Genomic DNA, 13,069 nt, shown 5'->3' with positions numbered 1-13,069 from the left:
TCGGCGTTCACGCAGAGCCACTGCCATTGCGGCGGGAGTGGTCGGACTCCTCGCGGTCATCGCGATTCTGCTCGGTGCTCTCGTCATCCCCTCCCGCGAGGTCGGAGGGCTCCCTTCCGCGGGTCCTGGGAAGCCCCGGATACAAGCGGTGCAGACAAGGGCGGACACGCCTCTTCCCATGCAACAGATCGAGGCGCGACTCATCCCCGACCCACGTGACGATCTCGATATCGTCGTCGATCCGGCCTCTGCCGAGCAGGAGATCGTGGGATTCGGAGCGGCGTTGACGCACTCGTCCGCGGAGCTGATCTTCAATCTGCCGGATGACACTCGACGGCAACTCCTCGCAGAACTGTTCTCCCCGGATGGTGATGTCCGGCTCTCGATCATTCGAGTGCCCATCGGTGCATCCGACTTCACCCCGGTCGAGCCGTTCACGCTCGCCGACGTCGGGCCCGGAGAGACAGACCCTCAACTCGAGCGGTTCGATCTCTCGCCGGATCTGCGCGCGCTCATTCCGGTACTGAAGGAGATCGTCGCGCTCGCACCGGATGTGACGTTGGTAGCGAGCCCCTGGAGCCCACCCGCCTGGTTGAAGACCAGCGGGAGTCTAGAGGGCGGGCGCCTGCGCGACGCGGATGATGCGTACCGGATCTATGCTGACTACTTGGTTCGCTTCGTTCAAGAGTACCGAGCGGAGGGAATCGACATCGACTACCTCACTGTCCAGAACGAGCCGCAACTGCGGTATCCTGACGGCTACCCCGGCACCGACGTGCCGTTCTGGCAGGCAGCGGCCCTCATAGAGCGTCTTGGGCCGGCCCTCCGCGAGGCTGGGTTGGCCACCGAAATCCTCGGGTTCGACCACAACTGGGAATTGAGCGCCGGCGATGCGGCAACCACACCAGCGGGAGAGGATCCTGCCTATCAGTACCCCGCGGACTTGCTTCGCACGGACGCGGCCGACTGGATCTCGGGTACGGCCTTTCATTGCTACTCGGGGAACGCGGCGGCCATGGACAGGCTTTGGCAGCAGTTCCCTCAGAAGAGCGTCTGGGTGTCTGAATGTTCCGGGTCGCACGGTGAGGGTGATTCTCGCGCCCAGATCTTCGCGGACACACTTTCGTGGCAGTCTGAGCATCTGCTGCTCGACTCCTTGCGCAACCGTGCGTCCGCGATCCTGACCTGGAACCTCGCATTGGACGAGTCAGGAGGGCCCCATTGGGGTGGATGCACGACATGCACCGGTGTCGTGACGGTGGGTGCGGAGAACACGGTGGAGAGGAATGCGGAGTACGCAGTCCTGGGGCACGCCGCGCGTTTCGTTCCGGCGGGCTCCGTCCGGGTCGGTTCCAGCGAAGCACCGGGCTTGCAGAACGTGGCCTTCCAAACCCCCGCAGGGGGGATGGTCATGGTGATCTGGAACCCAGGAGCCGACACACGCGACGTCAGAATCGGCGACGGCCAAGATGCCGTGCTCACCGAGTTGGCTCCTCGATCGCTCACCACCGTTGCGTGGGGTGACTGACGAGCCCGGTCATCCGCACGTTTGTTGTCCGCCCGGCTCGGCTCCGATCCGGTGGTTGGCGGCGCGTCGCGCGTGCGCTGTCGATCGAACGGGTCCTGAGCCTTGAGATTCAGCGCTCGCACGGCCGGCGTGCCGTCGACTCGCGTTCTTACTTTGATGAACGGCAGAGCAGTTGCCAGAGATCGGTAAGGCGTTGGGTCATATCGATCGACGGGTCATGGAGCCACTCGACCTGCAGGCCGTCGGTTGCGGCAACGATGAGGTCCGCCGCACCGGCGATGTCGAGATCCGGACCCATCAGACCCTGCTCCTGGGCGAGCACGATTGCCTGCGCGACCACTCCGCGGACCCACCGATATCGCTTGACGAAGAAGTCGTGCGCGGGATGGCCCGCGATGCTTGCCTCAGCGGCGAATTCGGCGTACAGCTGTACGAGCCCCGGCACCTGAGCGTTGTGGCGAATGACGGCGAGGAAGCCGTCGAAGCCTGCGTCCGGACCGTTGTACAGGGCGTGGTCGCGTTGGTCGCGGGTGCGGAGCACTTCCTGAAACAACTCCTCGCGTGAGGAGAAGTAATGCATGAGACCTGGCTGCGTCAGACCGACGCGCTTGGCGATCTCGCGGTTAGTTGCCTTGCGGCATCCGTTCTTCGCGACGACGTCGAGGGCAACTGCGAGGATTTCTTCGCGCTTGGCGGCGCCCTTGGCGTATGCGCGGCGAGCAGGCATAGCGCTCAGCATATTCGGGGAACGATATGCCGGCCTCGCGGCCTCTTGGCGGCGTTCCCCTACGCACAAGGGATAGCCGTCTCCTATGTGGGGAGACCGTAACGCGCAGTCACGGCGCGGCCTTCAGTAGGATGCGCTCCCCGGGCGCGGGATGACGGTGAGCACGCGCTGGATGTGCTCGCGGAACTCGAGCAGGTAGCTGCGGAGGAAATCCTCCGTCTTCGAGTCCGAAACAGTCCCGTCCTCGGCGAAGACGTCGGTCGAGAACCGTACGTATGCCTCCGGCGCAGTCATCTGTCGCGCGTTGCAGAAACTGAGAACTCCACGCAGACTCTGCTGAGCGACCGCAGTGCCGATCTGCCCGATGGATGCCCCGATCACGGCGGCGGGAATGTGGTCGAACGAGTTCTCCCCCCAGGGACGCGATGCCCAGTCGATCGCATTCTTCAGGCCGCCCGGGATCGACCGATTGTATTCGGGCGTGACGAAGAGGACGGCGTCCTTGCTCGCGATCGCGTGCTTGAGCGCCCTCGCCTCAGGTGGGAAGTCCGCGTCGTGGTCCTCTCGGATCGGGATTTCAGTGAAGGCAAGATCCTCTGGCGCCAGACGGATCAGCGCTCTCGCCAAGGTCCGATTGATCGATGTAGATGACAGGCTGCCCACGAAGTAGCCGACGTTATAGACCATGGATGCTCCTCACATTGGTCGCCTCTCGGCGATTGCCGTCCACGATGAGCGTGTGTTCGTCACGCCTGCTCATCCGTCATGGAAAAACCTTTGCAGATAAGGTATTCACCCGCAAGAGCTCGGCGCACGGATACAAGGGGGCAGCTGGTGCTTCGGTTGAGAGGATCGTGTTGAGGCGGCGCCCGATCTCTGCTGGTTCGGCGCCGTTGTTCACTGCGTGCGCGAGCACGCAGGAGCGCCGTCCAGCTTCGCGCTCCTCCGGATCGGGGGAGTTGAGCGTGTACGACGGGATGGGATTGCGGCGCCGCTCTCGGCACCGAGGCCGTGGTCCCGCCCACCTCGGTTCCGACCCGAGCTGCGATCGGGCGACTCAGTTGTCCTCTCCACAGGTCTGGTGCCAACCATTGACTAACTCTTTGACTTAGAATAAATTGGAGCATAACGAAGCGGAGGCACACGACGCTCGTTGGCCACTTATCCGATCGAGGAGGATCGTGAAGCTCAAGCACAAGCACAACCGCCGACACACTGCTGCTCTGGGGATCGTTGCACTCGCTGCCAGCCTGTTATCCATCCCCATGCCCGCCACAGCTGCGCCTTTGGGCGCAGCTGATTTCGTCAAGGCGGACGGCACCGTGTTGAGGACCGACGCCGGTGAGGTGCTCAACCTGCGAGGAACGAACGTCGGCGGGTGGCTCACCCAGGAAGACTGGATGTCACCCCTCGGCGAGTTCGCGGCCGATCGGACCGGCTGGTCGGCGAGCGCGACGGGCGGATCCCCCGAGCGGGTTCTTGACGGGTCGCAGACGACGCGGTGGACAGCCGGTGGTGCGCAGCGCGGTGGTGAGAGAATCACGGTCGACCTCGGGGCTGCGACGCTGTTCAACCGTCTGTCGATCGACAACACTGCCGCCCCGGGAGAGTACGCGCGACTGGTCGACATCGAGACGTCGACCGACGGGTCGACGTGGAAGAGCGTTGCGACCCAGGCCGGCGTAGACGGTGTCACGATCGCCCGGTTCACCCCCCAGGTGGCGCGATTCGTTCGTCTCACCCAAAAGGCCTCGGCACCAGTGGGCTGGTCCATCGGCGAGTTGAACCTGTTCAGTGACCCTGTCCTCTTCAATGGGCGTCATTCGGCGTCGGCCACGTCCAGCGCGCCCGGGACGTCGCCCAGCAAAGCCATCGACGGTGATGTCTCCAGCGTGTGGCAGTCCGGAGCGGCGCAGGCCCCCGGACAGGCGGTCACGATCGATCTCGGAAGAAACGTCGACATGGACAAAGTGCTGTTCGACGCCGGCAGGGCCACTTCGAACGACTACCCGAGGATCTGGGACGTCTTCACCTCCTGGGACAACGCCACCTGGACGAAGGTCGCGAGCGGGTACGGAGCAGGGAGGACTGTCCTGGCCGACTTCAACGGCGCAAAGAACGGACGCTATCTCAGGATCGTCTCGAACGGCAACGCGTCCAACTGGTGGTCCGTGGCCGAAGTCGCCATCTACAGCGGCACTTCACTCGACCGCGGCGCATGGACAGCAACGGCATCCATCGGTTCGCCCGCTGGTGAGGTGCTCGACGGCAATGTCGCCACACGGTGGACGACATCGACGCACCAAGCTCCGGGGCAATCCGTGACGATCGACATGGGCGCGCTCGCGACGATGAACAACGTGACGATCGACACGGCGAAGAACGCATCCGATGAACAGGACTGGGCGCGAGGCTACGCCCTGGACCTGTCGCGCGACGGCAGCACATGGACGACCGTCGCGACTGGGGTGGGAACGCGCAAGGCGACGACGATCGGATTCCCCGCTCAGGCTGCCCGCTACCTGCGGCTCACCCAGACAGGCTCATCGCCTGACCGGTGGTGGACGATCGGTGAGCTTACCGCTGGCCTTCACAACGACGACTTTTCACTGAGCACCACGCTGAACGCGCGCTTCGACGCGGCAACCACCCAGTCGATCATCGCGACACACCAAGACACATGGTTCACCGAAAGCGATCTCGACGAGATCGCGGCGATGGGCATGAACCTCATCCGGCTGCCGATCGGATGGTCGCATTTCCTGAATCTCGACGGCTCCTGGAAGTCAGATCCCTGGTCGAAGATCGACTGGGCGGTGAAGGAGGCTGCCGCGCGCGGAATCTACGTGCTGCTGGACCTGCACACCGTGCCGGGCGGGGGGTGTCCGTGGGGAAGCTGCGGCCGCATCGGGCCTAACCCGAATGGCTTCTGGGGGAGCGAGACCTACCACGATTGGGTGGAGTCGATCTGGACGGTCATGGCGGATCGCTATCGTGGCAATCCTGCGGTCGCGGGATACGACCTCATCAACGAACCTCTCATCGACTACGACGAGGACGCGGAGGACGTCGCTCAGAAGAGCGAGTATTACGACCGGCTCTACGACGCCGTGCGTGCCGTCGATCCGGATCACACCATCTTCCTCGGGGCGTTCTTCGGACCGAACTCGCTCGCCGCGCCCTCTGTCCACGGATGGACCAACGTCGTCTACGAGTACCACCCGTACGACATGCCGAACCAGAAGGACTGGAGCGCGCAGAACCAGCTTGTGACGAACGAGCTCAGCGGGCTTCCGGCTCGCCTCTCGGGTCACGGCGTCCCCATCTTGTACGGCGAGTACTCGCTCTACTACAACGACGACGTCTGGTCTCGATTCATGGCGGGACTAAACTCCCTCGACGTCTCGTGGACGAACTGGACCTACAAGGTGCGTGGAGCAGCGGGGGACGGATTCGCGTACTGGGGCTTCTACTACGACAACCCCTCGCCGGTGCCCGTCGTGAACTCGGATGACGCCGCCACTTTCCGCTCGAAGCTCGCCGCGTTCGGCACCGAGAATTTCACGAAGAACGAGCGCTTCGTCGCCACCGTCGCGAAGTACACCGGCGGGCTCGCGGCATTCGCTCCGGCCGAGATCGCCCACTCGGGGTGGACCGCGTCCGCTTCCTCGAGCTCCCCGTGGTCGACGCCGGCGAGCGGCATCGATGGGGCCAACGGATCGTCGTGGCAGAGCGGCAAGGCCATGAGCGGAGACGAGTGGTATCAGATCGACATGGGTGCATCGCATACCGTCTCGATGGTGACCGTACAGACGGCGCCGGATTCCGCATGGGACTATCCGCGCGGATTCACGCTGGAGACATCGATCGACGGCAGAAATTGGACCGCCGCTGCCACGGGTATCGCCTACGGCTGGAAACGCCCCATCTCCATCGAGCCCACCACGGCTCGCTACATCCGCATCTCGCAGACCGGCATCGCACCCCAGTGGTGGACGCTCGACCAGATCGCCGTCTTCTCCTCCTACTAACAAACCCCACCCGAAAGGAAATCACATGCACAAGTCCCGTTGGATCGCGGGGGGCCTCGCCGCAGCAGTCGCGGCATCCCTCACCGCCTGCGCCTCGTCTTCGCCGGAAGGCGCGTCTGACGACAACGCCCTCACCGTATGGGTGATGGGTGACAGCTCGGCGAACTTCGATGAGCTCGTCGCCCCCTTCGAGAAGAAATCCGGCATCGATGTCGAAACGGTCGCCATTCCGTGGGATGCGATCGATCAGAAGTTCACGACGGCTGTCGCGTCGGGCGATGGTCCCGATCTTCTGCAGATCGGGCTGTCGAAGCTGCGCACTTTCGCAGACAGCGGGGCGCTCCTTCCGCTGGACAAGGAGACGGTCGCCGACTATCCCAACCTGGATTCCTCCAACTTCATACCGGGGGTAGCGGGTGAGGCGACAGCCATCGGCGGCGACGTCGTGTCGCTGCCGTGGGTAGCGGACACGCGGGTGCTCTTCACGCGCACCGACATCCTGGCCGAGGCGGGCATCGACGCTCCGCCCGCGACGTGGGATGAGCTTCGCGCGGACGCGCTGACCCTGACCGCGCGCGGTGAGGGGCAGTACGGCTACTACATTCCCCAGTGGGACAGCGCCCTTCCGGTCGTGATGACTTGGGATCAGGGCGGCGACGTCGTCAACAGCGACGGCGAGATCGACTTCGACACCCCCGAGTTCGAGGCTGCTGTCGATCTCTACACCGGCCTGTACGCCGACGGAAGCGTACCGACCAACAGCGACTTCGACCAGACACAGGGCTTCGTGTCGGGCGTAGCGCCGATGCTCGTCAGCGGTCCGTACCTGGCGGCGGCCATTTCGGATGCCGCTCCCGAGCTGGATGGCAAGTGGACGGTCACGACGGTCCCCGATGCCGCTGCGGGCACCTCACTTCTGGCCGGTTCGAACCTCGGCGTGTGGGCCGACACCGACAACGAGGACGGTGCGCTGCAGCTGCTCGACTTCCTGTCCGACCCCGAAACGCAGATCGCCTGGTACGAGCTCGACGGCCAGCTGCCCACGGTCACCGCGGCGCTGGAGGACGAGACCCTCATGGCCGACCCGCTGGTGGCGACGTACTCGGAGCAGCTCGCGGATGCCCGCCTGCTCCCCCTGGTCCCGAACTGGGACGGCGAGACCGGGAAGGCGCTTCTGGACGCCCTGAACGCGATCGTGCTCAACGGTGCGGACCGCGACGCGACGCTGCAGACGCTGTTCGACACCACTACGGGTACACCCGCCAACTGAAAGGCCCGGGGGCGCGGAACCGGTCATGCCTTTCCGCGTCCCCGAACCACTCATCATGAAGACACGACTCGCGCCTTACGCTTTCGTCACCCCGGCGATGCTGCTCCTGATCGCCTTCGGCGTCCTGCCGATCGCAGTAGCGCTGCTGGTGAGCTTCACCGACATGAACCTCGCCGGCCTCGGCAACTGGTCGCGCATCGAGTTCATCGGCCTCGACAATTACGAGCGACTGCTGTCGGACGGACGGTTCTGGCAGGCGATGGTCAACACCGGGATCTTCGTGATCCTCGGGGTCCCCACGGTCGTGATCCTGTCCCTGACCATCGCTCTCGCGCTCAACCGCTCCCAGTCTCGGCTGTTCCGGGCGCTTCGCTCCTTCTACTTCGTCCCCGCCATCACGGCCATCGTTGCGGTCGCGCTGGTGTGGGGCTACATGTTCAACACGCAGTTCGGGCTGTTCAACTACCTTCTCTCCCTCGTCGGAGTCCCGCCGGTGCCGTGGCTGTCAGACCCGATCATCGTGAAGTTGTCGGTGGTCTGGGTCGCAATCTGGCGAGGGCTGGGATTGAACATCATCATCTTCCTCGCGGCCCTGCAGGGCGTGCCCAAGGAGTACCTCGAGGCGGCCGCGCTCGACGGCGCGTCAGAGCTGCGCCGCACCGTGTCCATCGTCATCCCATTGCTCCGGTTCGCGGTCTTCTTCGTCGCGATCACCACGACGATCGCGTGGCTGCAGTTCTTCGATGAGCCGTTCGTGCTCACCAAGGGAGGGCCGCTCGGAGCATCCACCTCCATCTCGCTGTTCCTCTATCAGACCGGCTTCTCGTCAAGCCAGTTCGGCTACGCCAGCGCCGGGTCGGTGGTGCTCTTCGCCGTCATCGCCCTGATCACGATCATCCAACTGCGAACTCGGAGGACTGATGTCGACTACTGACCTCATCGAGAACACCTCGTCCCCACTGGAGGTCACGGTGCCGAAACCGCCGACGGACGCGGTGCCACGAAGGCCGGCACCGGTGCGACCGGGTGCGGTGGTGATCGGCATCCTCCTGGTGATCGGTGCCATTGCGACCGCCTTTCCCTTCGTGTGGATGGTGCTGGCGTCGGTGAAGCCGCGGAGCGAGGCAGTTGCCTACCCCCCGCACCTCATCCCGCAAGAGCCCACCTTCGAGTTCTACGCGCAGCTGTTCACCGAGCTGGACTTCGGCCGCTACCTCGTAAACACGCTGGCCATCGTGGTGATCTGCATGGTGGGGCTGCTGCTGATGGCAGCGGCGGGCTACGGGTTCGCGAAATTCTCCTTCCCTGGGCGGGATGCGCTGTTCTTCCTCGTGCTGGTGACGATGATGATCCCCGGGCAAGTCACGATGATCCCCAGCTTCCTGATCCTCAACGGCATGGGGTTGACCAACACGCTGATCGGCATCGCGCTGCCGATGCTGGTCTCCGGATTCAGCCTGTTCCTGTTTCGGCAGTTCATGACCACCATCCCCACGGAGGTCATCGAAGCGGCCCGGGTCGACGGTGCTGGAGAGCTGCGGATCTTCTTGCGAATCATCCTGCCGATGTCAGGACCCATCCTGTCGGTCCAGGTGGTGCTGACCTTCATCGCCGGCTGGAACGCCTTCCTCTGGCCGCTGATCATGGCCAATGATGAGCGGCTCTACACGTTGTCCGTCGGGCTGTCGCTGCTTAATCAGCAGATCGCGACGAATCCGTCGCTGCAGATGGCAGCCTCCACGCTCATGGTGGTGCCCATCCTCATCGTCTTCGTCATCTTCCAGCGATACATCGTGCAGGGGTTCGCCCTGTCAGGCCTCAAGTAAGGATCCGAATGACCCACCTCTTCCGTCCCGGATTCGTTCGTGCCGAGGGCACGGCGCTCGTCGACGACGCGGGCCCACTTCTGCTCCGTGGCGTCGGACTAGGGAACTGGCTGCTTCCCGAGGGTTACATGTGGGGCTTCGGCGACGACCTCGCCTCACCGCGCCAGATCGAGGCGCATGTCCTTCGCCTGGTCGGCGAGTCCCGCGCCGCCGAGTTCTGGCGCCAATTTCGAGAGACCTTCATCGCCGAGGATGACTTCGCGATGATCGCGCGTGCCGGATTCGACCACGTGCGGCTGCCTATCAACTCCCGCGGCCTCCTGGGCGCCGACGGAGACCTGCGGGAAGACGGCTTCGCACTCATCGAAAGGGCCGTGCAATGGAGCGAAGCGCACGGCCTGCGCATCCTGCTCGATCTGCACGGAGCGCCAGGTGGTCAGACCGGAACCAACATCGATGACTCGCCGCGCGGCATCCCCGAGCTGTTCATGGATGCCTCATACCGCGCGCAGACGATAGAACTCTGGGTCGAACTGGCGCGACGCTACCGCGACCGCGAGGCCGTTCTGGGCTACGACCTTCTCAACGAGCCGCTTCCCAACGAGTGGCAGCACCGCTACAACGACGAACTCGTCGCGCTCTACCGCGACCTCACCCGCGCCGTGCGCGCCGCGGACGACGCCCACTTGATCATGTACGAAGGAAGCCACTGGGCGACGAATTGGACGCCACTCCGCGACCGGTTCGACGACAATCAGGCACTGCAGTTCCACCGCTATTGGTGTCCGCCCGATGAATCCAGCATCGCCGACTTCCTCCAGGTCCGCGACGAACTGGAAACTCCCGTCTACATGGGGGAGGGCGGCGAGAACACCCCCGCATGGATCTACGCGGCCACCCGCCTGTACGAGCGGCACGGGATCGGCTGGAACTTCTGGCCATGGAAGAAGCTCGCAACCCGCACCTCGCCCCTCTCCGCAGAGCGCCCCGATGGCTGGGAATCGATCGCGGACATCGGAGCCGACCCGAAACCGAGCGACGCCTGGGCCATTCTCGAGAACTACCTGCAGGCGATTCGTGCCGACCAGTGCGTCCCACAACCGCAAGTCATAGACGCTCTGTTCGCCCGGCCCACCCTCGAGCTGCCTGGCTGGGCCGGCATGCGCGGACAGTCATCCCCGCTGGACCGCACACGGGTGCCGACGGGCATGTGGCACCATACGGCCGGCGAGCCCTACGATGACGGTGAGCGGGTGACCGTCCGCCTGGACCAGGGCGAGTGGCTCGCCTTCCCGCTCGCGGAGGAGCCCACGTCGTGGAGGCTGGACGCTGACGCTCCGGACGCCGTCGACGTGACGTGGGACGGCCGACACCTCGTCCTGCACGCGACGACCGGGGTGGAGGTGCGCGCACTCGCCGTCGAACGAACCGATAGCGTCGGGACATGACCCCTCGCGAGCTCCGGACACCCGGCCCCGAGTCAGCCACAGTGACATCCCTGCGGCAACGCAATCGTGCGACCGCACTCACATTTATCCTCCGAAGTCGGGAAACCACGCGCGCCGACGTGGCCCGGCAGTGCGGCCTGTCGACCGCGTCCGCCGCGAACATCGTCGCCGACCTGATCGAGGAAGGCCTCGTCGCCGAAATCGGGACCGTAGCCTCTCGCGGCGGGCGTCCGATCGCGATCATCGCGCCACGCGCAGACGGCGCCTACAGCCTCGGCGCGGACGTCGGGGAGCGCGGTGTCGCGGTCGAGCTGTTCGACCTCGGTCTCAACATGGTCGACCGCGAGTTCCGGGGCGGTCGCGTGGAGGAGACCGTGGACGGTATCGAAACCGACATCGTCGAGGCGGTTTCGGCTTTGCGTGAACGGAACGCCGAACGCTGGGGACGGGTGCTCGGGATCGGGCTGGGGCTCCCCGGGGTGGTGGAGACCGAAGGAGACGGCAGCCAGGTGCTGTTCGCCCAGAGCCTCGGCTGGGAGCCGTACCAGATCCCCCCCGTCCTGCCCGATGGGCTCACCGTCTTCGCCGACAACGGCGCGAAGAGCCTCGCGCGCGCGGAACTGTGGTTCGGCAGCGCCCGAGGAGTGGACCGTGCGGCCGTCGCACTGCTCGGCCGCGGCGTCGGCCTCGGAGTCATCGCGGACGGCACCGTCGCCAGGGGCGCGTTCAGCAGCGCCACCGAGTGGGGTCACACGAAGATCCGTTTCGGCGGCCAGCCGTGCCGCTGCGGCAACAGGGGTTGCGTGGAGGCGTACATCGGCGCCGATGCGATCCTCGGCGCATGGCGACGAGCCGGCGGAGTCTTCGAGGGAAGTGGCTGGCAGGCGCTCGGCGCCTTCCTGGAAGACGCCGCTGCCGGCGGAACCGCTCATTCCGTGCTCGACGACACCATCGAGGCGCTAGGCGCCGCGCTGGGAAACATCGTCAATCTCACGAGCCCACAGAGAATTGTCGTCGGCGGATGGGTGGGGATGCGGCTGATGGAGCATCACACGCCGCAGATCCTCGATGCGATTCGTCGCAACAGTCTCGCCCGCGCCGCCGAGCAGTTCGATCTCGTCAGCGCGAGCTTCGGCGGTGACACGATCGCACTCGGTTCAGCCGTCATGCCCATCGAGTCCTGTCTCATCGACGACCGGACCGGCCGAATCTGAGTTGCCTTTCGAGCGAGCAAGTGACCTGCGCCCTGCGCCGTCCGATGAGCCAACGCTCCCGACCGGTCCACCTCTCCGATGTGAATCTCGACAGCGGCGCGCGTGAGCTGCCCGTCGTTGCGCGGAATCAGGCCTGCGCGTGGGCCGCGTCTACCTCACACTCCGGGACGACTTCTACCGTCGATGCGAGTGGACGCAACGGAGGGTCACGTGACCCCTTGGAACCGGGGGATGACGGAATCCTCCGCCTGGACGGCCTGGTCGGCTTCGGTGACGATAGCCTGCATCGCCGCAGCCGCCGACTCTGCCTTGCCTTCGGCGATGGCGAAAGCCACCTCTTGATGCATTCGCAGGGCGGTCGAGTCCGCGACACGCGGCATAAGGTTGTGTTGGGTGCGGCCGCACAGCACTTCAGCGACGACCTCGGCAAGCGCGGCGAGAAACGGGTTGCCGGATGCGTCCAGCACAGCCTGGTGGAAGGCGATGTCATGCTTCAGGTAAGGCGCTTCGTCGGCGTGCCTTGAATGCTCGGCCATGCCAGTCACCGCGCTCATGACGGCCGCACGTTGCTCGCTGGTTGCGACGGTCGCGGCCAGCCGGGCTGCTGTCGGCTCGATGGCAGAGCGCAACTCGCTGAGAGAGTGCAACACCTCGATGCGGTCGGGGCCCGCTAGACGCCAGCGGATCAATCGCGTCTCGTATGGATTCCACCGCTCGGGTGGCAGGATCTCTACGCCCGCACGGCGGCGCACCTCCACAAGGCCCATCGACTCGAGCACTCGCACGACTTCGCGGAGGGCGGAGCGTGAGGCGCCGAAGTTCGCGGCGATATCGGCTGTGAGGATGCGCGTGCCCGGCGCGAGGCGGCCGGCCACGATGTCCGCCCCGAGGTTCTCGAGGAATCGCTCGTGCATGGCTGACGAGCCGCTCATCGAGTCCATCTTTCGATTATGAACGACCGGCTCAAGCGACGAAAGATGTAGGCCGTATTTACGCGTTGGTTGCAATAAGTAGGACATATCCCT

General features: G+C 64.9%; 10 protein-coding genes. 7 read left to right on the top strand and 3 right to left on the bottom strand.

Annotated features, from left to right (window positions below; all coding sequences use genetic code 11):
* Positions 1–178: 178 nt before the first annotated feature.
* Positions 179–1,528 (top strand): glycoside hydrolase family 30 beta sandwich domain-containing protein, encoded by a 1,350-nt coding sequence (locus MJ607_RS14885; protein WP_243076389.1) that lies wholly within the window; start codon positions 179–181, stop codon positions 1,526–1,528.
* 148 nt (positions 1,529–1,676) lie between these two features.
* Here MJ607_RS14885 and MJ607_RS14880 read toward each other — a convergent pair whose 3' ends face one another.
* Positions 1,677–2,255 carry a TetR/AcrR family transcriptional regulator gene (locus MJ607_RS14880; protein WP_243076388.1) on the bottom strand — a complete coding sequence of 193 codons (579 nt, stop codon included), beginning with the start codon at positions 2,253–2,255 and terminating at the stop codon, positions 1,677–1,679.
* Positions 2,256–2,378: 123 nt separating this feature from the next.
* A complete protein-coding gene (locus MJ607_RS14875; protein WP_243076387.1) occupies positions 2,379–2,942 on the bottom strand; it encodes an NADPH-dependent FMN reductase in 564 nt (187 codons plus the stop codon).
* Positions 2,943–3,577: 635 nt separating this feature from the next.
* Between MJ607_RS14875 and MJ607_RS14870 the strand changes: the two genes are divergently transcribed.
* Genes MJ607_RS14870 through MJ607_RS14845 form a run of 6 tightly spaced genes read left to right on the top strand, consistent with a single transcriptional unit; the run spans position 3,578 to position 12,044 of the window.
* The gene (locus MJ607_RS14870) at positions 3,578–6,286 is read left to right on the top strand and encodes a discoidin domain-containing protein (RefSeq protein WP_243076386.1); all 2,709 of its coding nucleotides are present in this window, start codon (positions 3,578–3,580) and stop codon (positions 6,284–6,286) included.
* 25 nt (positions 6,287–6,311) lie between these two features.
* Complete coding sequence (locus MJ607_RS14865) at positions 6,312–7,556, top strand: extracellular solute-binding protein (RefSeq protein ID WP_243076385.1); 1,245 nt, start codon at positions 6,312–6,314, stop codon at positions 7,554–7,556.
* A gap of 55 nt (positions 7,557–7,611) precedes the next feature.
* Complete coding sequence (locus MJ607_RS14860) at positions 7,612–8,490, top strand: carbohydrate ABC transporter permease (protein WP_243076384.1); 879 nt, start codon at positions 7,612–7,614, stop codon at positions 8,488–8,490.
* Positions 8,477–9,382 carry a carbohydrate ABC transporter permease gene (locus MJ607_RS14855; protein WP_243076383.1) on the top strand — a complete coding sequence of 302 codons (906 nt, stop codon included), beginning with the start codon at positions 8,477–8,479 and terminating at the stop codon, positions 9,380–9,382. The genes MJ607_RS14860 and MJ607_RS14855 overlap by 14 nt, the downstream gene beginning before the upstream one ends.
* A gap of 8 nt (positions 9,383–9,390) precedes the next feature.
* Positions 9,391–10,830 carry a glycoside hydrolase family 5 protein gene (locus tag MJ607_RS14850; protein WP_243076382.1) on the top strand — a complete coding sequence of 480 codons (1,440 nt, stop codon included), beginning with the start codon at positions 9,391–9,393 and terminating at the stop codon, positions 10,828–10,830.
* Positions 10,827–12,044, top strand: a complete 1,218-nt coding sequence (locus MJ607_RS14845; protein WP_243076381.1) for an ROK family transcriptional regulator — start codon at positions 10,827–10,829, stop codon at positions 12,042–12,044. The genes MJ607_RS14850 and MJ607_RS14845 overlap by 4 nt, the downstream gene beginning before the upstream one ends.
* A 206-nt stretch (positions 12,045–12,250) precedes the next feature.
* Here the strand turns inward: MJ607_RS14845 and MJ607_RS14840 are convergent, their stop codons facing one another.
* Entirely contained in the window at positions 12,251–12,985 is a 735-nt protein-coding gene (locus MJ607_RS14840) for a FadR/GntR family transcriptional regulator (RefSeq protein WP_243076380.1), read from the bottom strand.
* Positions 12,986–13,069: the final 84 nt, after the last annotated feature.

Origin of the sequence: Microbacterium sp. SS28 (assembly GCF_022761035.1) — a bacterium.
Taxonomy (GTDB): domain Bacteria; phylum Actinomycetota; class Actinomycetes; order Actinomycetales; family Microbacteriaceae; genus Microbacterium.
The sequence above is the reverse complement of the archived record's forward strand: the minus strand, read 5'-3'. Positions and strand labels throughout refer to the sequence as shown.